Source organism: Pseudomonas abietaniphila (assembly GCF_039697315.1).
GTDB classification, from domain to species: domain Bacteria; phylum Pseudomonadota; class Gammaproteobacteria; order Pseudomonadales; family Pseudomonadaceae; genus Aquipseudomonas; species Aquipseudomonas abietaniphila_B.
Genome location: NZ_CP155619.1, coordinates 6,274,787 through 6,299,891 on the forward strand (window position 1 = coordinate 6,274,787; position 25,105 = coordinate 6,299,891).

24 protein-coding genes are annotated in these 25,105 nt (G+C 53.1%); 9 read left to right on the top strand and 15 right to left on the bottom strand.

Features of this window, described 5'->3' with window-relative positions:
- Positions 1–121: 121 nt before the first annotated feature.
- The 6 genes from ABDX87_RS27735 to ABDX87_RS27760 form a co-directional block, all read right to left on the bottom strand.
- Positions 122–1,069: a LysR family transcriptional regulator gene (locus tag ABDX87_RS27735; RefSeq protein WP_346830765.1), complete on the bottom strand. Its 948-nt coding sequence runs from the start codon at positions 1,067–1,069 to the stop codon at positions 122–124.
- A gap of 402 nt (positions 1,070–1,471) precedes the next feature.
- On the bottom strand, positions 1,472–1,843 hold the full coding sequence (locus tag ABDX87_RS27740) for a response regulator transcription factor (protein ID WP_346830766.1): 372 nt from the start codon (positions 1,841–1,843) through the stop codon (positions 1,472–1,474).
- Positions 1,844–1,947: 104 nt separating this feature from the next.
- Positions 1,948–2,598, bottom strand: coding sequence for a response regulator transcription factor (locus ABDX87_RS27745; protein WP_346830767.1), 651 nt, complete (start codon positions 2,596–2,598; stop codon positions 1,948–1,950).
- Entirely contained in the window at positions 2,595–4,436 is a 1,842-nt protein-coding gene (locus tag ABDX87_RS27750) for a PAS domain-containing sensor histidine kinase (RefSeq protein WP_346830768.1), read from the bottom strand. The genes ABDX87_RS27745 and ABDX87_RS27750 overlap by 4 nt, the downstream gene beginning before the upstream one ends.
- A gap of 188 nt (positions 4,437–4,624) precedes the next feature.
- Positions 4,625–5,218 carry a lecithin retinol acyltransferase family protein gene (locus ABDX87_RS27755; RefSeq protein ID WP_346830769.1) on the bottom strand — a complete coding sequence of 198 codons (594 nt, stop codon included), beginning with the start codon at positions 5,216–5,218 and terminating at the stop codon, positions 4,625–4,627.
- 205 nt (positions 5,219–5,423) lie between these two features.
- A complete protein-coding gene (locus tag ABDX87_RS27760) occupies positions 5,424–6,344 on the bottom strand; it encodes a LysR family transcriptional regulator (protein WP_346833641.1) in 921 nt (306 codons plus the stop codon).
- A 104-nt stretch (positions 6,345–6,448) separates the two neighbouring features.
- Here ABDX87_RS27760 and ABDX87_RS27765 point away from each other — a divergent pair, with 104 nt between their 5' ends.
- Entirely contained in the window at positions 6,449–7,201 is a 753-nt protein-coding gene (locus tag ABDX87_RS27765) for an SDR family oxidoreductase (RefSeq protein WP_346830770.1), read from the top strand.
- A gap of 124 nt (positions 7,202–7,325) precedes the next feature.
- Here ABDX87_RS27765 and ABDX87_RS27770 read toward each other — a convergent pair whose 3' ends face one another.
- Together ABDX87_RS27770 and ABDX87_RS27775 are read right to left on the bottom strand one after the other, a co-directional pair.
- Entirely contained in the window at positions 7,326–8,363 is a 1,038-nt protein-coding gene (locus ABDX87_RS27770; RefSeq protein ID WP_346830771.1) for an SLAC1 anion channel family protein, read from the bottom strand.
- Between the two features lie 99 nt (positions 8,364–8,462).
- Positions 8,463–9,086: a glutathione S-transferase family protein gene (locus ABDX87_RS27775; RefSeq protein ID WP_346830772.1), complete on the bottom strand. Its 624-nt coding sequence runs from the start codon at positions 9,084–9,086 to the stop codon at positions 8,463–8,465.
- Positions 9,087–9,726: 640 nt separating this feature from the next.
- On the opposite strand from ABDX87_RS27775, the gene ABDX87_RS27780 reads away from it, so the two are divergent.
- On the top strand, positions 9,727–10,407 hold the full coding sequence (locus ABDX87_RS27780; protein WP_346830773.1) for a glutathione S-transferase family protein: 681 nt from the start codon (positions 9,727–9,729) through the stop codon (positions 10,405–10,407).
- A 119-nt stretch (positions 10,408–10,526) separates the two neighbouring features.
- Here the strand turns inward: ABDX87_RS27780 and ABDX87_RS27785 are convergent, their stop codons facing one another.
- The 3 genes from ABDX87_RS27785 to cynS all read right to left on the bottom strand — a co-directional run bounded on the left by ABDX87_RS27785 (position 10,527) and on the right by cynS (position 12,044).
- Positions 10,527–11,189 carry a carbonic anhydrase gene (locus ABDX87_RS27785; RefSeq protein ID WP_346830774.1) on the bottom strand — a complete coding sequence of 221 codons (663 nt, stop codon included), beginning with the start codon at positions 11,187–11,189 and terminating at the stop codon, positions 10,527–10,529.
- A 37-nt stretch (positions 11,190–11,226) separates the two neighbouring features.
- Positions 11,227–11,475: a DUF2790 domain-containing protein gene (locus tag ABDX87_RS27790; RefSeq protein ID WP_346830775.1), complete on the bottom strand. Its 249-nt coding sequence runs from the start codon at positions 11,473–11,475 to the stop codon at positions 11,227–11,229.
- Positions 11,476–11,576: 101 nt separating this feature from the next.
- Positions 11,577–12,044: a cyanase gene (cynS, locus tag ABDX87_RS27795; protein ID WP_346830776.1), complete on the bottom strand. Its 468-nt coding sequence runs from the start codon at positions 12,042–12,044 to the stop codon at positions 11,577–11,579.
- A gap of 139 nt (positions 12,045–12,183) precedes the next feature.
- On the opposite strand from cynS, the gene ABDX87_RS27800 reads away from it, so the two are divergent.
- Positions 12,184–12,753 carry a cupin domain-containing protein gene (locus ABDX87_RS27800; protein WP_346830777.1) on the top strand — a complete coding sequence of 190 codons (570 nt, stop codon included), beginning with the start codon at positions 12,184–12,186 and terminating at the stop codon, positions 12,751–12,753.
- Between the two features lie 1,720 nt (positions 12,754–14,473).
- Here the strand turns inward: ABDX87_RS27800 and ABDX87_RS27805 are convergent.
- Together ABDX87_RS27805 and ABDX87_RS27810 are read right to left on the bottom strand one after the other, a co-directional pair.
- On the bottom strand, positions 14,474–15,442 hold the full coding sequence (locus ABDX87_RS27805; protein WP_346830778.1) for a DNA-binding protein: 969 nt from the start codon (positions 15,440–15,442) through the stop codon (positions 14,474–14,476).
- Positions 15,443–15,583: 141 nt separating this feature from the next.
- Positions 15,584–16,657, bottom strand: coding sequence for a tyrosine-type recombinase/integrase (locus tag ABDX87_RS27810; RefSeq protein WP_346830779.1), 1,074 nt, complete (start codon positions 16,655–16,657; stop codon positions 15,584–15,586).
- A 302-nt stretch (positions 16,658–16,959) separates the two neighbouring features.
- Here ABDX87_RS27810 and ABDX87_RS27815 point away from each other — a divergent pair, with 302 nt between their 5' ends.
- The 4 genes from ABDX87_RS27815 to ABDX87_RS27830 are packed head-to-tail and all read left to right on the top strand — an operon-like array spanning position 16,960 to position 22,061.
- Positions 16,960–17,670 (top strand): hypothetical protein, encoded by a 711-nt coding sequence (locus tag ABDX87_RS27815; protein WP_346830780.1) that lies wholly within the window; start codon positions 16,960–16,962, stop codon positions 17,668–17,670.
- Entirely contained in the window at positions 17,609–19,639 is a 2,031-nt protein-coding gene (locus tag ABDX87_RS27820; protein WP_346830781.1) for a helix-turn-helix domain-containing protein, read from the top strand. The genes ABDX87_RS27815 and ABDX87_RS27820 overlap by 62 nt, the downstream gene beginning before the upstream one ends.
- Complete coding sequence (locus tag ABDX87_RS27825) at positions 19,636–20,613, top strand: AAA family ATPase (RefSeq protein ID WP_346830782.1); 978 nt, start codon at positions 19,636–19,638, stop codon at positions 20,611–20,613. Before ABDX87_RS27820 ends, ABDX87_RS27825 begins: the two co-directional genes overlap by 4 nt.
- A 5-nt stretch (positions 20,614–20,618) precedes the next feature.
- Positions 20,619–22,061, top strand: coding sequence for a hypothetical protein (locus ABDX87_RS27830; RefSeq protein WP_346830783.1), 1,443 nt, complete (start codon positions 20,619–20,621; stop codon positions 22,059–22,061).
- A gap of 8 nt (positions 22,062–22,069) precedes the next feature.
- Here the strand turns inward: ABDX87_RS27830 and ABDX87_RS27835 are convergent, their stop codons facing one another.
- Positions 22,070–22,486, bottom strand: a complete 417-nt coding sequence (locus tag ABDX87_RS27835) for a hypothetical protein (RefSeq protein ID WP_346830784.1) — start codon at positions 22,484–22,486, stop codon at positions 22,070–22,072.
- Between the two features lie 90 nt (positions 22,487–22,576).
- Here ABDX87_RS27835 and ABDX87_RS27840 point away from each other — a divergent pair, with 90 nt between their 5' ends.
- Positions 22,577–22,852 (top strand): helix-turn-helix domain-containing protein, encoded by a 276-nt coding sequence (locus tag ABDX87_RS27840; protein WP_346830785.1) that lies wholly within the window; start codon positions 22,577–22,579, stop codon positions 22,850–22,852.
- A gap of 56 nt (positions 22,853–22,908) precedes the next feature.
- Here the strand turns inward: ABDX87_RS27840 and ABDX87_RS27845 are convergent, their stop codons facing one another.
- Positions 22,909–24,039 (bottom strand): site-specific integrase, encoded by a 1,131-nt coding sequence (locus tag ABDX87_RS27845; protein WP_346830786.1) that lies wholly within the window; start codon positions 24,037–24,039, stop codon positions 22,909–22,911.
- A gap of 78 nt (positions 24,040–24,117) precedes the next feature.
- Here ABDX87_RS27845 and ABDX87_RS27850 point away from each other — a divergent pair, with 78 nt between their 5' ends.
- Entirely contained in the window at positions 24,118–25,092 is a 975-nt protein-coding gene (locus ABDX87_RS27850; protein WP_346830787.1) for a DNA-binding protein, read from the top strand.
- Positions 25,093–25,105 lie beyond the last annotated feature (13 nt).

Below are 25,105 nucleotides of genomic sequence, written 5' to 3' on the forward strand. Positions count from 1 at the left end.
ATGAGCGATGTCCAGATGCATGCCATATTGATAGTGAACAGGAGCGGCTGTTTGACTTACTTCAACCGCGTAAGCGGATACAGAAGTCGTCAGGGTCAGGGGAATAAAGCGACCATTTAGTTCATGCCGCGCGTTTCGCTGTCACCAGTGAACTTATCAGCTTGCCGCTCTCTGATAGATGGTGGGCAACCCGGTTGCGAAGCCAGCGTTCGCCAGGATCGTTATCCAGTGTCGCGTTCCAGGACATTGACAGTTCAAGTTCCGGCACCACTATCGGCATCGGATCCATGCGCAGTCCGCCTTGTCCGATCATGGTGCAGGCCACATATTCTGGTACAACGGCGACCATGTCTGTCCCTTCAATCAGTGTTTTGAGTGCACTGTATTGCGGGACGGCAAGTACAACATGACGTCGACGTCCGAGCGAATTGAGTGACCGATCAATGGAGTCCGTTACTTCGCCATTCAGCGAGACCGAGACATGTGGACGTTTGCAATATTCGTCCAGGTCAAGATCGTGAGTGATCGAATTGGCGCTTAATACCATCGGACGGATTCCACGCAGACACTTTCTCTTGGCGTTGGCGGGCAGGTCGCGGCTGTGGCAAACGCCGAGCGATACCTCACCCGTCACCAGTTGATTGGGCATGGTCAAATGATCGGTGCGGCGCACGACAAAACTGACACTGGGCGCTTCCATTCTCAACTGGCGCAACAGGCTTGGCAGTAAGGAATATTCCACATCATCGGAAAGCCCGATACGGAAGACAGCATTGCTGGTTAATGGGTCGAATTCATTCACATGGCTCAGCGCTGCGGCCATAGTGTCCAGAGCGGGCGTCAAGTTCTGCTGGATTTCGAACGCACGACTGGTGGGTTCCATGGTGCGGCCGATCCGGATAAAGAGGGGATCATCAAAGTACTGGCGCAGACGGTTCAATGAAGCACTGATCGACGGTTGGCAAAGAAACAGCTTTTCACCGGCACGGGTCAGGTTGCGTTCGTGCATCAGCGTTTCGAAAACAATCAAAAGGCTGAAGTCGATTTTGCGGAGATCATTTCTGTTCATTGTCATCAACCTTCGGGCAGTCTTATTGTTGGATCACTTAGCCGGGGCTCAGCATTGACTATCAACTTCATCAAGGCGAGTGGAACTACTTTCTTTCGCCTGGGGGTCATTGCTTGTTGGCTTGGATCTAGAATAAGGGCCTAGGTATTAATAAACACTTCTACGTACGTTCATACGCTTTAGCGCATAAGTGGTAGCACCTCATACAGTTGTATACGTTTGTTTAGAAGGAGGGCGAATCGGACGGGATATGCAGATTAATACAACGTCGCGGCGTTATCGTCGTAACCGGAGAGAATACAGCGCGAAAGGGGAAGGCATGCGGGCGAGGGGAGACTGATGAGGGTATAAACACTGCCTCTTGGAGCGTCGACAGAGGGGTACAGCGCTGGACCTGAGCGTTCAGGCTCTTGCGAAAATGGCTTCGATGCAATCAATCATCACTTGACCATCGAACGGCTTGCTGAGGAAACCCACAGCGCCGGCATCCTCTGCACGCCTGCGCACAGTCTCCTCGGGGTAAGCCGTGATCAAGATCATGGGGATGTCCTGCCCGTTATTAATGAGTTCATCCAGCAGTTCCAGGCCTGTCATTCCAGGCATCTGCACATCTGAGATCAGGCAGTCGGTGTCGTCGCGATGCGTGGACGCCAAAAAGTCTTCAGCGGAGGCAAAAAGACAGGGTTTGTAGCCCAACGAACGCACAAGGCTGCTCAACGCGATGCGACCGGACGCGTCGTCATCAACAATGGAAATCACAGGTACTTTGCTCATGGTGTGCATCCTTATGCAGAGGCGGCGTCGATATTTGCCTCTTCGATTAATCCCACTGTAAGCGGCCATTCCTTTGAAAGAAATAATACACACGTATGTGCTTCTCAGCGTTTCTCTCCAATACCTAACGACTCGGCCATTCGAACCAAATCGGCAAACGACTTTGCCTGCATTTTTTTCATGGCATGACCGCGGTGGATCTTTACCGTGATTTCACTCAGGTTCATCTCGCTGGCTATTTGTTTGTTCATCAAACCCCGGGCGGCATAAGCCATGACTTCACGTTCCCGAGCCGTCAGCAATTGATAGCAGGCGTGCAACCCGGAGTCCTGTTTGCGGAGTTCTCGACGGGAGGCATCCGTGCGGTGCGCCGCGGATACCGCATCCAGCAAGTCCTGATCGCGGAAAGGTTTGACAAGAAAATCCAGAGCCCCCGCTTTCATTGCTTTCACTGACATTGCGATGTCGCCATGCCCCGTCATGAAGATGATGGGCAAATTGATGTTCGCCTCGATCAACTGACGCTGAAAATCCAGGCCACTTGATCCTTGCAGACGCACATCCAGCACCAGGCAGCTAGGTGCGTCCGGATCCGGTCGCTCGAGAAACTCTGCCGCAGAGGAGAATGTTTCGACGCGGACGCCCACTGAGCGGAACAGGCTGGCCAAGGCTTCGCGCATGGAGGCTTCATCGTCGACGACAAAGACGATTGGCGAAGTGTCGGTAGAACGATGGGGTGAAGTATCTCGGTTCAAGGTTGCTCCCACGGACTTATCGGTAATGACAAATGAAAAACGGCGCCATCTCCCGGTTCTGAGGTTGCCCAGATCCGGCCACCATGAGCCTCGATAATCGATCTGCAAATGGACAGCCCCATGCCCATTCCTTCCGGTTTTGTCGTATAGAAGGCCATAAACAACAGGGGCATACGATCGGCGGCAATGCCCGGGCCGCTGTCTTTGATCTCAAAAGAGATCGAGCCGGCGTCGGAATTCAGCAGGCGAAGGCGCAGGGCGCGACGCTTGATCTTTGCGTTGACCATTGCCTGCATGCCGTTCATGAGCAAATTGATGATGACCTGCTGCAGCTGGACTCGGTCGCCGGTCACCGAGACGGACTCAAGTTCAAAACCACGCTCCAGCTCCACCTTGTTGCGCTTGAGTTCCCTGTCGACGAGGGCCAGAGACTCATCGATGATTTCGACCAGGTTCAACGCGGCTTTCTGCGGTTCTGCTTTGCGAGCCATGGCCCGGATTCGCCGAATCACTTCACTCGCCCGGTGCGTTTCACTGACCATCCGTTCGATTGCGCTGCGTACTTCCCCTATATTAGGCGTGTCGCGGTTCAACCAACGCAGGCCGGCGGTGCCATTGGTGGCGACCGCCGCCAATGGCTGGTTGACTTCATGAGCGATGGATGCGGCGAGTTCGCCAAGCGTCGCAACCCGGCTGAAGTGAGCAAGCTGGGCTTCTGATCGGTGCAGTGCTTCCTCAGCCATCCTTGTGTCCGTAACGTCCATCAGTGCACCCACATATTCGCTGCCTTCGTCTCCATCCTTCACGCGCTGAGCCAACATCTGCAGGTGCTTGATCCGACCGTCAGCCATTGAAAGCCGATATTCCGTCTTGATGTAGGGATCTTTCTGCCAGGCCTTTTTGATGGCTGATTTGACGATCTCAATGTCGTCCGGGTGGGTTTTTTCCAGAATGCTGGTCAGTATGGGGAGTTCATCGGCATCGAATTCGAATATCCGCCGTGCTTCTTTTGACCAGTACATTTCACCGCTGGGGATTTTGAGACCAATGCTTCCCGTCTGGCTCAACCACTGTGCACCCGCGAGGAACGCCTCGCTGCGCTGGAGGGCTTCGATCGCTCGCTTGCGGTCGGAAATATCGTTGTGAGTGGCGAGAATGGCTTTCGGTTGATTGTCGGCTCCCCGCGACAACGAGCACCGGCTCACCACCGTCACGCAGGCTCCGTCGCGACAATGCTCGATCACTTCACCCTCCCAATGACCCGTCTCAAGAAGGCAAGTCATCATTTGGTCCCAGGTGGTCATCAGTTGGGGATTCAAGAGTGCGCGAAAGTCTTGACCCACTGCTTGAGATGTTGTCCAGCCATACAGCGCCTCGGCCCCTGCGCTCCATTTGGTGATGATGTGGTTCATGTCTCTCACGATGATTGCGTCATGGGTCTGTGCCAGCAGCCTTACCTGCTCCTGCAATTCATCGGTGGCGGATTTATTCTTGAGCGCCAGCACAGTCGTGATGCCGATCGCAGAGAGGCTGACGAGAAAACGCGCGAAACTGCCATCGTATAACTCAAAGCCGTGGCCTATCAGAAAAGCAGTCAGCGTCAGGCCGATGCAAACAAACGACACGCCTATGACGCCCCGTCTGGAGAACAGGTTGACAGAAATGAGTATGACGGCGACGTAGAGCACCGCAATCGCAACGTGGATGGAACTCGCGATGTCGATAACGAAGATGGCGCTTGAGAGAGCAACTGCCCCAAGCCGCTTTAGCTGGACGGAATTGACAAAAGAGCGGGACAACAATCTAACAGCCAGCGTCGGTTCAGTTATGATTTTCATCAATGCTCAGGCCTGCGGTGTCCGCAATTCACTACCGATAACCGTTTAAATCTTAGTCGGTAAAATCAGGACTCGCTAAACCGTTCGCCGGCGTCTGGATCGGTATCTCTAACTTGAGCAGTTGTCGTGTTGATAAAACATTCCACGGGACAAAATGCTGAAATCGTAAAAGTGCCGATTATTGTGAGTTAAGCGATGAGACCCGCTTTTTGGCAAAAAATCTGGCGCAGCACGCGCAACGGGCAGTGAATGTATTCGATCACCTGAGCGCTGTAGCTGGTGCCATTAATGCACCAGTTGCAAAAATGTTCGCAGTTGTTCGAGAGTATTTTGTACTGTGCCTCACCAATTCTTGAACAGGCGCGAACGACGATCTCATCGTTCGAAAAAGCAGGCTGGTCTTGATAAATCCAGATTGAACTCCCGTGGGCAAATTGATGGAGATCGGTGACTTCAATAGGGCCGGCCCGCAGGGATCCGCTTAATCCCGAGTAATGCGCCACCTTTCCGTTACCCAGGTAGATGCCGTGATGGACGTAGAATTTGCGTGGACTTATCAAATGGGATCCAGCGGGGATCAGGTCACGCCCCACTTCAACCCGTGTCAGCTTGGTAGGGGTGCTGTGATGCGTCGATGAAAGACCGCTCCCGGGCACACAGACATGCATTTCATTTTCAGAGGACTCGTTGCTCACGCAGGACGCAGGATTCACGTCGACCAAAGCAGACGTGAAGAACAGTGAAGACAATTTGCGGGTGATATCTGCGAGCCGCATGTTCATGACGAAACCCTCCATAACCTTAGAGAAAATCATATCTTTCAGGGGCTGGAGAAGCAGTCGTGCGCAGGTTTAGTCAGTTAGTCAGTCCATATGCGGCGCTCATACCTCTGTATGTATGGCCAGAGAATGGATGACAGCAGGCGGGGATTTCAGCAACCGTGCCCGGGTGCTAGAACTGATATACCGGAACAACGTGGCCGTTGTCTCATGTTGCGGTCAACTGCCAGGACGGGTTGGACAGTTTCCGGATAAGGAAATCAAACAGAACGTCTATCTTTGCCGGGCGGGTACGTGCCGAGGGCGTCACCAAGTACACGCCGCCCAGCTGCATTGACCAATCCGGTAGCACTCTTTGCAACCGACCGTCCCTCAAGTACTCGCTGGCGACGAATTCGGGCAGTTCAGCAATCGCAATACCTGAGAGTAACGCCGGGACGAGGGCATCCACATTGGTGACACGCAGAGAGCCCGTCGGCGTGACACTCACTTCGGTTCCCGCTTTGTCGTGCAACCGCCATACATCATTCTGGGCCCGATACGCGTAGCCAAGACAGTTTCGGCTCTCCAGATCCTGGGGGCGCTCAGGATGGCCGAAACGTTCCAGATAGGCTGGAGACGCAACAAGGTATCGGGAAACCGGAGCGAGTCGTCGAGCGACCAATGAGGAGTCAGGCAGCACGGCAATTCTGATTGCGGCATCAAAACCATCGCCAATCAGGTCGACAGAGGCGTCAGCGAGATGCAGGTCGATTGAGACTTCAGGATAGGCTTGGAGAAATTCCGGGAGGATAGGGGCGACCCATTTGAGTCCGAATGTCATCGGGATCGCCAGGCGCACCAGACCTTTCGGTTGTGACGACAGCTCCCGCGCCATGCCTTCGGTCTCTTCTGCGTCCCGATACAGCTGGCTGGCGCTCTCCGCGATGCTGCGACCGAACTCAGTCAATGCCAGTTGACGTGAGGTACGGTTCAGCAGTCGAGCCCCCAATCTGTCTTCAAGTCGGCTGACGCCGCGGGATACCGTTGCGACGGAAACGCCCATCACCCGCGCTGCGGCTGCGAAGGAGCGCTCTTCTGCGACCTTCGCAAACATCGCCAAGCCTTCAAAATCGGGCATCTTCGACATCGACATTTCTGCAATCATGGTTTGCAATCAATTCTATTTCGAAGGTGGTGCCATGTCGATAATCTTCAGGCACGCGCTTCCTGCGCTCAATTGAGGAAATGAAGATGTCACGTAAACTTGAAGGCAAAGTCGCCATTGTGACCGGTGGATCCACCGGGATTGGTTTGGCGACGGCTATTCAGTTTGCCAAGGAAGGCGCCTATGTCTACATCACCGGCCGACGTCAGGCTGAGCTGGACAGGGCGGTGCTGGAAATTGGCAACGCGAAAGGCGTTCGTGTCGACTCGTCCAAGCTCTCGGAACTGGATGCGCTCTATGCCCAGGTCAAGGCTGAAAAAGGCCAGATCGACGTGCTGTTTGTCAATGCGGGCGGCGGATCGTTGCTGTCCCTGGAGAAGGTGACTGAGGAACACTTCGACGACACCTTCGGACGTAACGTCAAAGGTGTGCTGTTCACTGTTCAGAAGGCATTGCCACTGCTCGCAAAAGGCGCCTCCGTGATTCTCACCGGTTCTACGGCCGCAAGCGGCGGTACTCCGGACTTTAGCGTGTACGCAGCTTCGAAAGCTGCGGTTCGGTCTTTTGCCCGTAACTGGATTCTAGATCTGAAAGGTCGCGATATTCGAATCAACACCCTTAGCCCCGGTCCGATCGAAACACCAGGTCTTGTAGAGTTGGCGGGGCCAGACAAGGCTCACCAGCAGGGCTTGCTTGATCACTTCGCGTCGCTGATCCCTCTGGGCCGAGTAGGGCGTCCGGAAGAAGTGGCCAAAGCCGCTGTGTTCCTGGCTTCCGACGACTCGAGCTTCATCAACGGCAGCGAAATGTTCGTCGACGGCGGTATTGCCCAGATCTGATCGGCTGACGTTGGCCATCCGAGATCTGTCGGTCTCGTGGATATTTGTAATACAACGCTTGATGAGGCGTTACCGCTTCATCAAGCGCCATTTACATGCCGTCATGGGTCGATGAAGGCGCACACTATCCGGCCAGGCGCTTCAAATTGCCCCGCGCAAGGTTTGTGAGGGTTTTCAAGGTCATGGCGAACAATAGCAATGTCACGCCTATCAGGAGCACGATTGCGACTGAGTCGGTGAATACGTTGGAAGTGTGTTGAGCGTATCTCAGCGCGCAGATCGCTGCTCCCGCTGAGGGAAAGCTTACCGCCGACCAAGAAATGCGAAATGGGCAGCAGATCGCCAGATACCGTATTCGGCCGATCACCACGGACAGCATGAAAATGGTGAGCACATAAAGGGCGCTCGCGAAGCGATCGACAGTGCCAGTGATGTTGACGTACGCCGAAAATCCAAGGGCGAATGGTGCCACGAGAATCATCAGTGACGGTTGAAGTGAATCCGGCAGAGGCTCTTCGAACAACAGCCGTGACATGACCAACGTGAACAATGGGACTGCGAAGAACAGGCCCAGGCCAAGGGAGAAGGTCAGCAACTCTTCCTGTCCATGTATCTGCAGGGTCGGGACCGACAGCGGTATGTCAATCAGGCCGACCATCGGGACAATCCAGGCCGGCGTTGCGTGCCCAGGCTGCTGACGGCTGCCGAGCCATCGCGAGATGATGACCCACGCGAATACAATCATTCCGAGCGTGCCGGCCACCCAAATCCATCTGGCCAGCCGAAGGCTGTATTCGGCGATCGGCATCGGGATTAATAACAAACTAATGAAGAAGGTGCCGAACAGATTTCCAGCGATAGGATGCTGAAATTCGGCTTTGACCGCGTCAAACCCCGTCGCCGCCTTGATCGCATACCCCGTTCCCATAAGGATGAATATAACGATCGCAAGCCCTCCAATGAGCTGGCCTATCCATAGGGGCGTGCCATACAGGCCATGAGCGAGGTTCCACGCTGACGCAAGACCGGTTATCCCCATGACTGATCCGAAAAGCGCAACAGGCAGATAGCTGAGGGTTCCCTCATGGGTGGATGCGAGCGGGGTGCCGTAAGCAACGATGGATTCATCGGAACGGAGTGGGCGGGGCGTATTGCTGCTCAATTTGGCGCACCCTCCATTGGGGTATTCACCATGGGTTCTCAATACGGTACCGGGGCTGACGTGACGGCCCCGGTGATCTCAACCTTTACGCCCCGACTATTATTGTGGAGGCGTTGTCTTGAAGCTCGGCAAATCTTGAATCGTTGCCCACCAATCGTGGAACCCGTCCACTGCGAATACCGTTTCTGCGTCCGGTGTCATTGCCAGATAGGCGCACGCTGGAGCGAGGTATAAGTCGCCAATCGACAAGGATTTTCCGGCAATGAAAGGGTCGCTGCCTTTAAGTTTCATCACTTCTGTCAGGACGAGTTTTGAGCCCTCAATGCTTTTTCGTAACGATTCGTCATTCTGGCCCCCGATGAAATCGGGGAACAGATAGTAACCGAACACCGAGGCCATGGAGCCATAGCCGTAGGAGTCATAGATCGCCTGTGCCATTTGGCTTCGAGCGCGATCGCGTGGGGTGTCCGGCGTGAGTGATGGGCCGGGCAAGACCGCATCGAGATAGCTCATGATTGCGCTGGTTTCAATCACCCTGAACCCGTCATGCTCGACAACAGGGACTTTCCCGAAGGCATGCCGTTTGAGGTGTTCGGGATGATGCGGTTCGCCTTTCATAACGTTGACCTGCAACTGGTCGAAATTCGCGCCTTTCTCCCTGAGCAGCATTTTCACGGTACGTACATAGGGACTGGCGTCAAAACCGTAAAGAGTGAGGCCCATGACGATTGCTCCAATTGAGTAAGTTGATTACCGGGTGCTGGCATCGAAATGCTGTCCTGCCAAGCTGGCCAGTTTATCGGGTGATGATGTAACGCTTACGATGGCCGCAACGCTTACCGCCACGACAGGTCGACACGTCAAGGAATTTCCTGATTGCGTGACCTTGGAAGGCAAGCCCATTTACTGTAGCGCAAGCCATTTTATAAACATCCCGACAGAGCAAAATAAAGTGTCATGTGCAATGAGCCAGAGGCGTTATTGCCGCGTCATAACCGGATGGCTTTAATGACGCAGCTTTTAAGCCTGTCGAGATTATTCCGTCGCGCAAAACAAACTAAGCTCATATTGAGTTATTCATCAGCTAACCCGATTGAAGTGCGCACGCCTGTTGGATCAATGAACGCGCAATGCCAGAGGCGTTCATCCGTATCATGAGGTGAGTTTCCGTTGGTCTGAACCGATTCAATCTCTCTAACGCGCGATCATGCCATTGTTTCTGATGATCTAGAATTTTGGACGAGCGCTTTAGTGAGTCCTATGCTAACGACGCTTTAAGTGCTTACGTTTCTCGGTTTTGCCAGCATACGCAGCGCAGGTAAACCCGACTTGGTACCCACCGTATCACCCAGAGGGTTACGCCGTGACCACGCCTTCCAGTGCTCTCGATTATTTCTATTGGCCCACGCCTAATGGTCAGAAGGTTGCGATCTTCCTTGAAGAGTCGGGATTACCGTTTACCGCTCATCCAGTCAATATCAGCAAAGGGGAGCAGTTCGCCGCTGAATTCACGCGCATTTCGCCCAATCAGCGCATTCCGGCGTTAGTGGACTCTGAGGCTGGTGTGTCGATCTTTGAATCGGGCGCTATCCTTTTGTACCTTGCCCAGCGAAGCGGCCAATTCTTGCCGACCGACGTCCACGGTTCGACGGAGGTCCTTCAGTGGCTGTTCTGGCAGGCAGCAAACCTGGGCCCCATCCTTGGGCAGACGGTCTATTTTCTGAACTATGCGCCCGAGCACTTGCCTGCACCTGTCGCTCGGTTCCGCAAGGAAACGGTGCGGCTTTATACCGTGCTGGAGCACCAGTTGGCTGAGCGTGACTTTGTAGCGGGGACGTATTCGATTGCCGACATGGCGATTTATCCGTGGGTCCTTCAGTACGACAAGCAGGGGATGACCCTGGATGATTTCCCCAACGTGGCTGCATGGTTGATGAAAATAGGGGAGCGTTCCGCTGTGATTCGTGCCTACGAGAAAGGCGAGCAAATACGCCCATCCGGGCAGACAGACGCTGACAGAACCAACCTTTACAAACTTGAATGAGGCACGTTGGTCGATAGGAAGAAATGCCCATACATGACAGCGATGCAGTATGGGCAGTTTTTCGTGATGTACATGTCTGGTCTAGGCCTTATGCTCGATGCACATGCAGCGCGCACTCGTCAGGCTGCAGCTTTACCGGGGCGCGCCTGCACCGCGCAGGTTGCGGGGTGCTCAACCAACGACTTGAAGCTGCGGCCGTCTGCATCCAGGGCATCGATCGATCCCGTCTCGATGTCGTACACCCAGCCATGCAGATTCACGGCGCCTTTTTCCTGAGCCAGGCGGACGCTTGGGTGAGTTTGAATATTCGCAAGCTGTGCGATGACATTCTCCCGCACCATCGAACTTACCTTCGCCGCTTCACTGATGTGCGACCTGGATTCGTTAATGACCTTGGCAGACTCAGCATGCTCCAACCAGCCAGCGACCGCCGGTAAATGGTCCATGCACTTGCACTTTGCAACCGCCGTCATCGCACCACAATCAGAGTGTCCACAGATGACGATATCGGTCACGCCCAGCACTGCGACTGCATATTCGACGGTGGCGGACACACCACCCGGGTGAGGGCTGTAGGAGGGCACGATGTTGCCCGCATTACGGATCACGAAAAGTTCGCCGGGTTCCTGCTGTGTCAGGAGTTCGGGTACAACCCGGCTATCAGAACACGTAATGAACAGAGTCCCTGGGTGCTGGGTGGTAGCCAGATGTTTGAACAGGTCTGTGCGTTGTGGAAATGCTTCTTTCTGAAACTTCAAAAAACCGTCAATAAGTGCTTTCATTTTTTAACGCCTGCGAATGGGACAATGAATTGAGAGATTAATTAGTGCAGCCTTCGCCCATCACGTCGTATTCCAGGACGTGAATACCGCCTTGCGAGTCTTTGTAAGTCATCTGTACAGGCGTTGGAGCGCAAACGCTGGCGGCAGGCGTTACGTTTACGACATGAGCGATATCCAGATGCATACCGTAAGTGTAGTGGACGACGTCCGGAGTGGCGGGCGCTTCTTGGGCGAACGCGGCTGCTGAAGAAGTAAGGGACAACGCCAAAAGCAGAAATTTTTTCATGGGGATTCCTCCATTCAAATTTGGTGTTTGGTCAGCAATGAATTAAGTGTGAAAAGCAGGCCTGCGTTGGCGCAGGCCGAATTAACTTTCCGGATGCATCCTTAGAAAGGACGCAGTGGCAGGAACTTGCCGTCTAGTGTAATAACTGCACGGTGGCCACCTTCTGGATCTTCAACTTTCTTCATGTCCAGTTTGAAGTTAATCGCGCTGATGATCCCGTCGCCGAATTGCTCGTGTACCAGCGCTTTCAGGGTGGTGCCGTAGATCTGAATCATCTCGTAGAAGCGGTAGATGGTCGGATCAGTGGGCACACCGGACAAGCTGCCGCGCAGCGGGATGATTTGAAGGCGGGCCACCGAATCAGCGTCCAGTTCAAGTTTGTCGCCAATCACTTTTGCTGCGCTGGCGGGCAGAGGATGCTGGCCGAGCAGGGCTGCGGTGACGTAGGCGAGGCCCAGGCCGGTGCCGTCAGTTAGATCCTGCCATGACAGGTTTTTACGAGCCTTGGCATCCAGAACTTTGGTGGTCAATTCAAGGCTAGTATCGTTGTAGGCGTGAGACTGTTGCATGGTGTTACCTCTATCAGTTTGGTTGGTTCGGTCGGTGTTGCTTCGTGTGAGGCAATCATCTTCCGATCCGTTGATAGCGTCCAAGACCGATATGCAATGCACTGCATAAGTACTACCAATAGATGCCAAGGGAGCGTTTATGGACGCGCGCAATCCAGACTGTCTGATGTTGATACCCAATGGTTACCCGGTGTGGATTGACGTTCCGCAGGCGAGCGTTGGCGGCACGGCTACAGCGATGCGTTTCGTCTTGCCCGTGCGCGCTCATAACCTCCCACTTTTGCATCGCAAGGAAACCAAGCTGGTAGTCGCACTCAGTGGCGAGCTGGAAATACGTACCGGGGACGGGCAAATAGCGTTCCTTGGACACGGCGATGCATTAAGGCTGGAGGCGGGGACAGCTCATCGAATCCACCAATATGGTGAGGCATCCAGCACGGTAGGGGTGGTGCTTTGGCCGGGGGGTGTCGAGCAAGCGTTTCGAGAAATCGCTGACGCAGCGCGGCAAGTGCCTTTCCTGCGCAGCGATATGGTTGAGATTCTCGATCGCTATGACGTGGTTTGGACCGTATCCTTCAAGCCGCCACAGGCCGAGAGTGAAAGGCTTTTTGGAACGGCCTTTCCAGGGTGGCTTCGCGAGTTACCGAGGGAAGCGGCGGCGCTGCTGCAATCGAGATGGGGAGAGGCATACGCCCTTGGTAGTGCATGAAGAGGAAGAAGTCCCTTTGCGCGCAAAGCAGGGTTCAGTCACATGATCCACGCATTCAACGGCTGCGGCCCAGCCAAGGCGCTGATCTCACAACGTGAAATATCCGGGTCTAGCAATTATCGGATATTGCATTTGTTGGAACGCACACCTCATTTGCCAGGCTTGCGTATTTCTGAGGCTAACCAGGCGTTCAAGGCCGGCTGCAGTATTGCCTTTCTAAGGGTAGATCACGCGCTTTTGAGGGTTTCCAGTCCTCCCAAACCCCTTGAAAGGCCTGTTGATATAGCCTGAAGCCCTTATATAACGTGGCTTCCAGGGCTTTTGGCGGGTTTATGCGAACACTGATACGCCGTGATCCGTCATTCCAGTCGGGGAAATCCGGCGGCATGGGCGCTTGAATTTGATGGCGTTAGCTCGCAGAACCTCAGCGGCATGTCCCGCACGATTTCGTCGCTGCGAACAGGCATGCCTGTAAATCAAGTCTGACCCAGACGCCGTGGACGTCACGCAGCGCGTTGGTGATTGAGCTGATTGGGTTTGCAGTGGTCGATGGGTCTGAGGGTGGGTATTCAGCGTTTCGTATTGCTGCGGATGAGATGGTGCTGATTGGTGTTGTGCACGATAGCGTGAATTATCCGACAGTGAGCGCAGGAAGCGGACGGGGATCACGGGATCGAGGCATGGATAGATCAATGATTGATGATGAGGCTGATAATAGTCCTCGGAACTAAAACGCGGGACGGCCGAACGTGGAAGAAAAATGTCGGTTTTTCATAGAGATATATCAATAATCTGCAAATGATTTTTAGTCGACGTTCAATGAATTACTTCCTTGAACTGGAAGTAATTTGTTGGACGGGGAGGAGAAGGAACTAATTTTTGGTCCTTAGACGCCGGTATCGTTAGGAAAAGGTTTCGCCGACCGAGCCCGCAATCTACCGGTCCCATTAGAAATCAGACGGTATTGATGGCAGGGGCAGCACTCGAGAAATTTGCTTGGCCCCGCGATTTCTCAGCAAATGGGCGTTCTCCCGCGAGCTCCCACAACTCAGTATTCATTCGGAACGTTGGATCTGCTAGGTGACTGCTTTTGGCTGTGCCGTCACTCAGCGGAGCGCCTCAAACGATTACTCGATTGAGCGTTTACACGTCGCTGCATAAGGGTATGTTGAAGAAACTCACCAGAGCGAGAGAATTGGCGCCATGGATAAAGGACATGAGCTACTTCAAGGGAATGCTTCGTCTCAGATTTCAGACGCCAGATTGGTCTGCCGTGGCTGGTCGGCAGGACAGAGTTTGATGGATGCGGAGTAGGCGTTTCTACACAGAGAGGACTGCCAACACTGTCATCCGGAATCCGAGTTCCGTGAAAAGCGCTCCACGAAATGCTGGACAGCATTAGAGGGTAGGGCTTCTCCTCGCACTTGGCCTCTCAAGAGCAGCGGCTGCTTCTGTTGCGAGCACTACATCGAGACTCCGATAAAAAAGGTTGATATGTCGCGACCAAGGAATTTGCAACGCGACCTGGTTGCAGAAATTTCACTGTAATAACCAGAGCGCCACGTTGCTAACTGCGACTGTCCTCATACCGATTCGCTGCGCGACAGCAGACAGCATAAAATTGCGGTATCTCACCCATCCAAACTATAATTTTGCGTGACGTGAAGAAGAGGGGAGTAAATTTTTAGGATAGGACATCGTCAGTTTCTGGCCACGCTCTTCATATGGGAGCTCTTATAAGCGCGTTCTGGAGCGCTGCGTTCTGCTGACGAAGATTAGAGTTGTCGTCCCTAAGAATATCCATAGCCTCACCTATACTCTGAAGTCTCCCTTTGAGCTCTGCTATATCCTGAGCTGCTTTACTCTTGAGAACTCTCAGCTGTTCTAGAATCTGATTCGCTTGGCGGAGCTCTTTTTGAAGATGTTCGGCTTTACGCCGCTCTTCATCGCGGATTCGGGCAGTTTCCATCATCAGATGGTTTTCCGTGTGCTCAAGATGCCTTGCGGCATCTTCATGTGCGCTGGAAGCTATTGCTGAAGCCTGAATCAATTGTTGATGCAAGCGCTGTACCTCACCTAAATGGAGCTCCTGTATAAACTCAACTTGGGCGCGATGAAGACAGTCAAGTCGATCAGTGTCATCGTGATGAGTCTGCGCTGCAATGCTGTGTTCTTTCAGCAAGATATCGTATTTTTCCTTCCAGTCGCGAACGCCTGAACTTAAGTGTTCAACATGCTCACCTAGTCGAGCATTTATAACGCGCAACTCCACGATTTCCTCGTCCCGTGTGAGAAGGGCCGCAACAAGATTGCTGTTTCTGAGCTGGACAGCTAGTTGTGCATTTTCTGTCATTTGGAGGTCAGAGTCGGACTTCTGTAATTTGCCCTGCAAGGCAACAGAGGCGGACTCAAGTGCTATTTGCCAGAGTTGGTCTATCTGGAGGCACAGCGTCTCGGGGATAGAGGGTCTATGTAACCGGGCGCTTATAGCAGGACCCGCAAATGACCAGAACCTTTTTATTTCATCCTGCACCAGATTGGGCGAGGCCTTTATTCCGTGGCGCTCGAAAATCAAATCACGCAGCGCGGACTGCCGGATCTCAAGGCCTTGCTCCAATAATTCTTGGGCATACGTGTGTATGAGTACTCGAGTTTTAGCCCGCCCCCCCTTTGCATCTGCGCTATTCATGATCTACTGCATTGTCAAAATTTATCACATTGATTGTGGAACATGGATTGAAGCTAAAATATCGCCTCGAAAAATCACAATTTAAAGACTGCGTTGAAATTTCCATCATGGTAGCAAAACCACTTAAATTGGGGGAAGCAATCATGGCGCGATGGGCAGTCTCAGAGTGACGCTCCCACGCAACAGCATTTGATCTTCGATCGGAATGTATTTTGCGACACTTTCTACCGAGCTGTTGCCAGCGAGGGTATTTACCAGTACCAAATTTCCAGTCTCAGCCGCGAGGTGGCTGAAACATGAGTGGCGTAACCAATGAGTGGACGCGGATTCAAGACTCAGCGCCAATTCGGGTAGGTCGCGGTCCCGCGCCAGCGACGCAGCCTTCTTCATGACCCGCTTCATGGCGGTAAGCACAGTAGCATTATGGGCTCGCTTTAAGCTGCTGTTGGCGGCCAAAAGCAACGGAGTTTCGTCATTTTCCGCTACAGTAGGCGACAATCCAAATTCAATTCGGTATCGAATTAAAGCGGAGTAAAGCTGCGAATTAATGGGCACCCGACGCAGCTTGCTTCGCCTGCCAATGATCTGAAGCCAGCACTCGTTAGCACCAGTTTCCTGAATGCTGTTCATATTCGCATTTGTTGCTTCAAATGTGCGGATACCTGTCAGATAGAACAGCGATACCATGAACAGATCCCGCGCCACCAACCTTTTATTCGTCGAATCCCTAGCGGCCTCGAGCATCAGTTGAATCCCGGAGATGGGAAGTTGGCGAAGTATGACTGGGAGGTGGATGAGCTCAGGTTTTTTGATCAGACGAAATGGATTTTCGATGCAGCATCCCCGTTCAATCATCCAAGTATACAACCCTCCAAGCTGGATGAGTGCGAGTCGTCGGGAGCTTGCGCTCAAGGGGCCGGCGAAGGGGCGCCATTCTGGATGAGAACGGGGGCGTTTGGTTGTGGATATCCAAAAATCTCTTGGCTGAGGATCCGACAGGAAAGTTGTATAGGCCTGAGCGTCTTCAACCGAGATTTCACGAAGATGCTTTCCGAGCATGTACCTAGCCCACAGTGCAAAGCGATCGGCTTCCTTACGCATTACCCTCAACGACTTTGCACAGGATGCTCTAGCCGCCCCCCACCTGAGGATCAATTGCTCATCACTGAGGTGTTCAGCATCACGCTTTTGTTGATCTTCGATATTCTTTTTCATCAACTGCGTCTCGGTATAGTCAACAGCTAAATGTCATAGGTTTATAAGGCGTAGGAGCGGATCGCAAATTTACATATTAGATCATTCGGCATCCCACGCAAGAGTGTGCTGGCCCTGTCGATGAACGGCGCATACTTCAATAAAGTTGACGCGCGCAACATCAATGATTGTTTTATTTTTAACTCTTATTGCTACGTGTGACGAATCGAAGTCGCAAGCGCTGCCGTATTAATACGTGTTTCGTATTTCTGTCAGCGCATTGAGCTAGGAAATAATTTATTCGTGTTCCGGAGGTTTTTGCTGTGTCTAATAAGCAAAAAATCTATCGACGAATGATGGATCCGTTATTGTTGAGTGCAGGCAGACAAAATCTGCGGGTGACGATAATGAAATCGAATGTAACGCCAAAAAACGCCATGCGTCGGCGCATTCTCGAGGCAGCCCGAACTCGAGGCGGGGCGACCGGTAATTTGTGGTGTGCGTGGAGCGAAAAGAGCCGTGCAAGTCTAGTGTTGCCATCGGATATTGCCCTTATCTACTGGCTAGCGCACTTAGAAATAGACCCCGATGTAGAATCGTTTCGTCTTGGGACCGCAGTCGACAATTTTGACTTTTCAATAAATAGGCGGTCAACAGGACCTTCCAAAGTGATAATCAGTGATCGAAGAACTCGTGAGGCTGTTACACAGGGTGTTATCTGCGTTCCGCATAGCGAAGTCCTGGCTAAGTCAGCTTTAGCTGTAAAGCTTATGAAGCCGATTGCGTTTGCTGCAGCTATTGCTCACAAGGAGTGCCTTGCTGCTGCAAACGCAGTACGTGCCCTCACCTCGGCCCAAAAAAAAGGTGTGCTAAACGATGTTTTGGATGGCTTACCAAACTTTGATCCTTCGGAGGTTTGCGGGGTATTCATGCGGCAGACAATTAAGGGCTTCTTAGAGGTGGATCTAGCAGATGGACCGTTTGGCCATCGGACGCCGTGGATGTGCCGGTCACTGCCGGAATCCGCTTACTGAGACGCTGGTTATGTCACTCAAGGGATCAGCGTTTGGAACATTCGATGACTGGCATAAGCCCGATTTAACCGGATTGTCAGATTATGAGTTGGACCAGTATCAGCGAAAGTATGAAGCGATGCGGCTTTACTGTTCAAACGCTACCATCAAGGAAATTAAGGATTGCACGGGCATAAGTAAGACCACTGTTTACTACTACTTACGCCGCTGTATGGAATGCGCGCCGGATGGTAGCTTGTGGGGATGCCGCGCACTGATTCCCCATCTCTTTATACATGGTTATAAACGTACCCTTCCCGCAAGGCGTAAGCTTTCGGAAGCAAAAGGCGGATTTTCCGGGATGCTGAGGCAGACCTTTGAGAAATTCCCGGGGTTGGAGGCGGATTTCATTAAACTCATCAAAGCATCGGTAACACCGAACAGTGTTAAGGAGTTCAGAAAGAGATCGTTTTCGTATCATAGAGATTTTCTCAAGTTGCTCGAGAAGTACGGTGCAAATGGTCATGAATGGCCATTCAATACTAAACATTTGGGTCTGCGTACGATATCTAAGTTTGTACAGGAGACGAAAAATAACCTGCATAACCTCTTTATAAAATTTGAGGGTGAAAGCGCAGCAAAAGCACATCTCGCTGTCGGGAGGTCAGCTAGACCTGCGTTGAAATTTACCGAGCCTTTCGATGCGGTGGAAATCGATGGGTATCACTGGGACTGCCACTCGGCGGTCCGATTTAAAACGCCTGATGGCTTGTATGTGAATGTCGGGATTAGCCGGCTATGGGTGGTCCTGATGGTCGATGTAGCATCATTTGCAGTACTCGCTTACAAGTGCGTATTTACCAGCGAGCCTTCCGCGCAGGATGTGGTTGATGTAATGCGTTACTCCATTTGTGGGCAACCTCGTCCCGATCCGGTGATTGATGGCTTGGTTTATCCAGAAAACGGCGGGTTGCCAAATGCCGTAATAAATGAATGCAAAGGAGCTTTGTTTTCGGTAGCTAAGTTCGATGGGGCGTTGGCCCACTTGTCTGAAAAAGTAAGCAATTTTGCTCGGAAAGAGCTCGGTTTTTTTTGGACGCTTGGTCCCCCTGGACACTTTGAGCGACGCGCGCATGTTGAGCACTTGTTTGCGCTCTTTTCTCAGAATGTGTTTTGTCGCTTACCCAGCACCACCGGCCACGGTCCTGGGAATGGAAAAGCTCCCAACGCAGAGCAGATTGCCAAACGAATTCCTATTCTGGCGGAAGAAATATTACATTTGTTGGACGTTGAGATCGCTCAGTACAATGCCAGAATGAGCGAAGGGCTGTGTTTTTTATCTCCTCTCGACTATTTGAGGGAAAAGATGGCTAAGGACAATAATCACTTTTTGCCTAGAACGCTGGGACGTCGGTGTCAGTCCACCGAGGTTCTTCAAACTAAGAAACTTGTTACCGTTCGAGGCAATACGAAAGGCGGGCGACGCCCATACATTCAATTCATGCGGGTTCGTTATAGCAGTCCGCTTTTGGCTGATGGGTGGGGGTTGATTGGCAAAAAATTGACTATTTTTATTGATGAAGCTGATTTGCGGGCGATTACCGCTTATACCCCAGACGGGTTTCTCTTAGGAAGGCTCGTGGCACAGGGGAAGTGGGCGGATACAAAGCATGATCTCAAGACTCGTATGGCCATTAATACCAAAATGGCCGACCGTGCATTGCAGGTCGCGTCGGAACAGAATCCTGTCCAAGTGTACCTTGCTGCGCTCAGCGCCAGCAGCAAATCCGGTGGTGACATTAATGCGCGGGATGCGACTGAGGCTGCACGCGTGGCTAACGAAGCAGGTATTGAACTGCAAATGACGGAAGCACCAGCTTATATCGTCAAAGATTCTGGAAAAATGCTTGAGTACTCCGACTCACTCATAATAGGGAAGCCTATCCCTGACTTGAACGACGTTATCAATAAAAAAAGGCGTGGGTCATGAAAGAAGATCTAAAGGTGCCGGAAGTGGACCGTGAGCGCTTACTCGAAGATCATCCGGTGGTGACTACCCGTTATACGTTGATTACGCCAATGATCGCCAAGGCTTACTCAATTATACGTGAGCGTGTCTTTGCCAGGCACACAGGCACGTTCATGTATGCAAGGCCAAGAATGGGGAAGACCAGATGTGCGACCATCATTCGAGATCTGCTCGCCGCCGAGTTTCCCCGGAAATATATTTTATATCATACCTGCGATGGCGATAAGGCCGGCAGACTGGTCGGTGACTTAGTCACGGCTCTTAAACTCCCGACAAAGTCTAAGGAGCCTTATAACCAATTGAAGGAGAAATTCCTTCTCCATGTGATCGTTGAGCTTGAAGAGCGCAATGGCAATCATTTTGTTTTGATTCTAGATGAAAATCAAATGCTCACGATCGAAGCTTACACTGAGCTATCGGTTATTCATAACAAACTTGAAAGCCGTGGAATCAATATGACTACCTTAGGCTTTGGACAATCCGAAATCTTGGGAAAGCAAAACCTGTTGTTCTCGCTGGGCGCGACCAACCTGGTCGCGCGATTTTTGTGCGAGCCCATCAAATTTGTGGGATGCCTCACGGTGGAGGACTTCACTTCTATTTTGAATGAGTACGATTCCAACAAGGAGTATCCGTTGGATTCGGGATGCACTTACACGCAATTCTTCCTCCCGCTTGCCTATGCCGCTGGCTTCAGGTTGGCCGGAGCAGCCGGTTTGATTTGGGCTGCGCTTACCAATACGGCAGGCGATGCAGGTGCCGCTGCACTGCCGTTGGAGCATACTCTCCGAATGGTTGAAGACATTTTGATGCGTAGCCGACACGCCGATAATTCCGACTTTTCCATCTCGAATGAGACGGTCGCTGTCGCCATCAACAAGAGCCTGATTCTTGATTTTGTCATGATCATGCAACAAGCCCCTAAGCAGGTTTGATCCAGATGAAAATCATTTACGGTCAATTTAATTACCTACCATTTGAGTCATCTTGGGCAGTATTCATCAAGGCTGGCGGATTGAATCTCATCCCCCCCCACAGCCTGATTAAGACGTTTTCAGATCGTGCTGGCGCGCGCTACTGGGCTGCCACGGATATGAACAGCGCGAGACTAGCCAGCGGGTTGGGGCTTTCAAAGGCGGCAATCAGCCGTTGTTTCATTGATCACGTGACAAGCGGGACGCAGCGAGAGTCGGCCGCGTTCATTCGCCATTGTCCACAGTGCATAGCCGCAGGCTACCATTCGGTCTTTTTTTTGCTACACATTTTTAAGAGGTGCCCTTGGCATGATGAACTGCTGACGCACTGTAGAAGTTGTTCGCGTGCCTGCTCGCCAGGCGGGATGTCGATCCGGGCGCAAAACGAGGCATTCAACGCCAGCATCCGTTGCGGACATTTTGCCTTTTGCTCAACGGGCTCGGTGCGACTGAGCGTGATCACAGCTGATCAGTGGCACGCTTACGCCAGTTTGGGACTGGCATTGCAGAAGTGGTTCAATGCGGCCCGAAAAATAAATAGCCCGCTCATTGACTATGCCAGCTCGCTTTATGACGCAGCTTACCTGGGTGGGTCAGTCCCCACCAGGCAGGAGCAGATGATCAATTGCGGCTTGCAGCTGGCACTTTCCGCTGTCGGACCTATTCCAGCTTCTCAAGCCATCTCATCTACTCCGTTGCCGCCCCTTGAAGTAAATACGACCCCCTATAGGGCCGATGATGCAGTCTTTCAACCTGATCATGAAACTCTGTTTGCAATGTACCGCAGTGTTCGGCACTACCTCTACAAGCGATATGTCAGAGCGCATGCGGCCTGCTATCGATACTTGACAACGCTCACGACCCAAGGCTTGCACGCACTCGACAGCACATGTGCTTGTACGGCATCTGCAGCATTTCTGGCTTGGCGGCTCGCGTTGCGGTATGACTACGGGGAAGGGGGACCAATCAACCTGACGGCGCCCTCACATGCGATCTTGCCGACCACCCAACGGCAAATCATGGCGCTGTGGATTACGCATTTTTACGCCATCTGGTCCGGCATTGAGCGGACTAACGCGAGCTGCTCGATGGAGCGGGATCGTTTTTCAGTTGCGCTTTCTTCCAATGTCCCGCCACTGACCTTGGGCAATGAGGTCGTCTGTATCTGTGGTTACGCCCATTCCAGGCTTCTGCAACTCACTACTGTCCATGTCGACCCGCAATGGTTGGTCAGCCAGAGCGCTGAGCGTTGCCAAAAGCGCCGCAGTACTGCTGATCAGTCAAATGTCCGTGCGCGTGAAACGGTACAATTTTGGTCGTACCAACCGCACCCGGCGACCCTTTTACGCTTTTGGTACAACCCCTATGTCAAGATGTGTCGCAACTCGCCGGTTGTTGCGGCGGGATGACAGACCAGTCAGGCCGCGCGGTAGAGCGTTTGTTGATCGCGAAGCGGCGTCGCGCTATTCGCTGACTCTTCGTAGTGGCTACCGTTGGATAGATCGATCATAAATACCGGCCCTCCGCTACTCTCACGCCATTCGATTGCCTGTACCGGAACAATTGACCAGGTGCCCGAGCTGTCGTGACTGGGCATTACACTCATGACGCGAGTCACGGTCGCATCAGTTGGCAGAGTTTGTAAAAGCTGCCGAAAATGGTCCACGCAGGAAACCAACATCATCCGCTGAAAATCGAAGCTGTTATCCCATTGTGTTATGCACACATACAGCCAAGGTACGGCCAGCTCCTGTTCGATGATCGCCCAATGCCTGCTGCCATCAGGGAAATGCAGGCTACTGCGAAGTTCAGCGCCTGGATGAGTTACGAACATACAGGCTACCCCGCATCCAAAATGAACACTATAGATTGTAGTCCTTTAGTGTTCAATGCCGCTTCATCGTTCCTTTTGCAGGAGTCGCAAATGGAACTGAACGATGCTGTTGGCCAAGCTTTGCGCAATGCACGTCTTCGTACGGGCTACACTCAGGAGGATTTTGGCAACATCAGCAGTCGAACCTACATCAGTTCACTGGAGCGGGGGACGAAAGCGGTAACTGTTAACAAGCTGACCGCGATTGCCGATATGATGGGCGTGCACCCACTTAGCATCTTGGCTGAGGGTTTTGTGCTGCAATCGGGTCATGATTTGGACGAACTGCTGGCACGCGTAAAAGCCGAACTGTCTGGGGGGAAGTGACACTACCCGCATATGCCTCATGTCGCGGCTGGCGCAGTCGCAGCCAGCTGTCGCTTCTAGTCATGACCTAAGTCAGGTTCGGCACTGTCATGGTTCGGCTGCGCTTCCCGAGATAGTAGCTGGCTTGCAGGGCTTCCCAGGAGTGATCCTGCTTGGAAGTAGCTCATAACGGTGCTGATGCTCCTGTGCTCGGTCATCGCCATAACGTCACCAATAGGCACGGATTGCCGTCCAGCCTCGGTCACAAAACCTGAGCGAAGGCTATGTGCCGCCCAGTCACCCTCAAGGCAGGCCAATTTCGCTCGACGCTGGACGATCCTGGCCACTTGGTCAGCCGACAGCCCGCTTTTGCTGACCTTGCCACCTTTATATAACCGTCTGAACAACGGTCCAGACTTGGCCGGGGCGACCTCTAGCCATGCAGCCAATGCTTGTGCGGCTGGACCACGCAAAGGCTTTTCACGACGCACGCCGCCGGTATCAGTCTTGGTTGCTCCCAGTGTGTAGATCCAGGTGTCAGCGTCCAGTTGCCGCACATCGTTGATCGTCAAACCGACCACTTCTGAACGCCTCCGACCGCCACCGCTCCAGGCCAAGAGAAGCAGGGCGCGATCGCGGATGCCACGGACACCATCCGTGCACGACGCCAACATGGCCTGCAGCGGCTCAAGCACTACGGCCGTCTTTTTCCTGACCTCAAGACCCTGGCGGACTTGTGCCTTGCGTGCCTCGCGCAGCAAGGTTTTGACCGCGACTGACGCGGTGGGGCTGGGCCATTTATTTACGTCGTGCCATTTACTGAGCACCGATAGGCGATGGCTCACCGTATTAAAGGCTAGCGCGCCGGATTTGCTTTTAACCTTGGCCGTGACTAGAGCGGCGTCTATCGCCGGCGGCAATAGGTGTGCCCAACCGCCATCTTCGAGCGGTCGGGCAAGGTGATCGAGGATGAACTGCAGTGCCACCGTTTCCGGCAACGGGCCGTCACCTAACACGCTCTCATAACGCAGACGCAGCCAGGCTGCCCAGTAGGCAAGGGCGCTCCGGTAACTGCGCACGGTATTGGCTGCAGTCCCCGCTGCGATGAAGGCCTGGGCAGCCTGCCGAGCATTTTCTGCGAGCGTATCCAGTGACAATGGGCCGTCGATCGCAGCTTTTAGTTGATTCGTTTTATTCATTACGTTCAACGTAGTAAAATACTATTTATCGAAAAATAGAGTCGGATAAACTTAATTTATCAGACCTAATATAGCTGGAGGCAGGTCATGGCGGTAGGAGTTCCCGAAGAAGAAGTATTTGCAGCAGCTGATGCGGTACTGGCGCGTGGCGAGCGGCCCACGGTCGAGCGCGTTCGCTTGGAACTCGGGCGCGGTAGTCCTGCTCGCGTTGGTAGCCTCTTGGATCAATGGTGGGACCGCCTGGCTCAACGTCTCAGAAGTGAAACTCGCCTTCCATCTTTGCCTTCCGAAGTGTCACAGGCGTTTGTCGCGGTCTGGCAGCAGGCCGTGCGCCTTGCCGAAGATGTGGCGGAACAGTCTCTAGACCAACAGCGTCAGGTCCTCATGGCCGAAAGAGCAGAAATCTTGGCAATCGAGGATGCGGCCCGGCAGGAGGCGGCTCAGTATCGTCAGCAGTCCGCAGCCGCGATCGCGCAACAGCAGGTTGCTGAGCGCCGGCTCGCTGATCTGGAGCGGCTGCTGGATCAAGGCCAGCGACAAATCGAAGACCTCACAGAGCAACGCGACGGGTTGAAAAAAGAAAGTGAAACTGAACGTGAGCGGATTCAGTCGCTTGAACGACAATTGCTGTCGGACCGGTATGACGCAGACCAGGCTCATAAAGCACAGGAGACCTATGTGAGAGGCGTGGAGGAGCGTGCCCACCGGGAGGTCGACCGTGCCCGCGAAGAGACAAAGGCGACTGGTTTACAGCTCAAGGAATCAGCGAAGCAATTGGTTCAACTGCAGCAACGGCTCGAGACGACGCTGCAAGCCTTGGACCTTCTTAAGCCAGAGCTGGCAGCCGAGAAGGCACTCGCAGCCCAAACCGCTAGGCAGCTGGCTGAGTGGGAAGCCAAATTCGCCGCACATTCCGTCCTTCTGGAAACCGCGAAGCATGCGGCAACGACGCAGCAAGCGAGGGCAGAAACCTTGGAGCAGATGGTGACCCATTTACGCTCACAGCCGCAGCCGACCCGCAACAGACGGGTCACCAAACCGGCGGCGCCAGAAGACTCTTAGACCTTAGAGCCAG

What these genes read in the sequence shown, in the direction of transcription:
- ABDX87_RS27735 (WP_346830765.1), bottom strand. Translation starts at nt 1,069, where the DNA reads ATGAACAGAAATGATCTCCGCAAAATCGACTTCAGCCTTTTGATTGTT.
- ABDX87_RS27740 (WP_346830766.1), bottom strand. Translation starts at nt 1,843, where the DNA reads ATGAGCAAAGTACCTGTGATTTCCATTGTTGATGACGACGCGTCCGGT.
- ABDX87_RS27750 (WP_346830768.1), bottom strand. Translation starts at nt 4,436, where the DNA reads ATGAAAATCATAACTGAACCGACGCTGGCTGTTAGATTGTTGTCCCGC.
- ABDX87_RS27755 (WP_346830769.1), bottom strand. Translation starts at nt 5,218, where the DNA reads ATGAACATGCGGCTCGCAGATATCACCCGCAAATTGTCTTCACTGTTC.
- ABDX87_RS27760 (WP_346833641.1), bottom strand. Translation starts at nt 6,344, where the DNA reads ATGTCGAAGATGCCCGATTTTGAAGGCTTGGCGATGTTTGCGAAGGTC.
- ABDX87_RS27765 (WP_346830770.1), top strand. Translation starts at nt 6,449, where the DNA reads ATGTCACGTAAACTTGAAGGCAAAGTCGCCATTGTGACCGGTGGATCC.
- ABDX87_RS27775 (WP_346830772.1), bottom strand. Translation starts at nt 9,086, where the DNA reads ATGGGCCTCACTCTTTACGGTTTTGACGCCAGTCCCTATGTACGTACC.
- ABDX87_RS27785 (WP_346830774.1), bottom strand. Translation starts at nt 11,189, where the DNA reads ATGAAAGCACTTATTGACGGTTTTTTGAAGTTTCAGAAAGAAGCATTT.
- ABDX87_RS27790 (WP_346830775.1), bottom strand. Translation starts at nt 11,475, where the DNA reads ATGAAAAAATTTCTGCTTTTGGCGTTGTCCCTTACTTCTTCAGCAGCC.
- cynS (WP_346830776.1), bottom strand. Translation starts at nt 12,044, where the DNA reads ATGCAACAGTCTCACGCCTACAACGATACTAGCCTTGAATTGACCACC.
- ABDX87_RS27800 (WP_346830777.1), top strand. Translation starts at nt 12,184, where the DNA reads ATGGACGCGCGCAATCCAGACTGTCTGATGTTGATACCCAATGGTTAC.
- ABDX87_RS27805 (WP_346830778.1), bottom strand. Translation starts at nt 15,442, where the DNA reads ATGAATAGCGCAGATGCAAAGGGGGGGCGGGCTAAAACTCGAGTACTC.
- ABDX87_RS27810 (WP_346830779.1), bottom strand. Translation starts at nt 16,657, where the DNA reads ATGAAAAAGAATATCGAAGATCAACAAAAGCGTGATGCTGAACACCTC.
- ABDX87_RS27820 (WP_346830781.1), top strand. Translation starts at nt 17,609, where the DNA reads ATGGACCGTTTGGCCATCGGACGCCGTGGATGTGCCGGTCACTGCCGG.
- ABDX87_RS27825 (WP_346830782.1), top strand. Translation starts at nt 19,636, where the DNA reads ATGAAAGAAGATCTAAAGGTGCCGGAAGTGGACCGTGAGCGCTTACTC.
- ABDX87_RS27830 (WP_346830783.1), top strand. Translation starts at nt 20,619, where the DNA reads ATGAAAATCATTTACGGTCAATTTAATTACCTACCATTTGAGTCATCT.
- ABDX87_RS27835 (WP_346830784.1), bottom strand. Translation starts at nt 22,486, where the DNA reads ATGTTCGTAACTCATCCAGGCGCTGAACTTCGCAGTAGCCTGCATTTC.
- ABDX87_RS27840 (WP_346830785.1), top strand. Translation starts at nt 22,577, where the DNA reads ATGGAACTGAACGATGCTGTTGGCCAAGCTTTGCGCAATGCACGTCTT.
- ABDX87_RS27850 (WP_346830787.1), top strand. Translation starts at nt 24,118, where the DNA reads ATGGCGGTAGGAGTTCCCGAAGAAGAAGTATTTGCAGCAGCTGATGCG.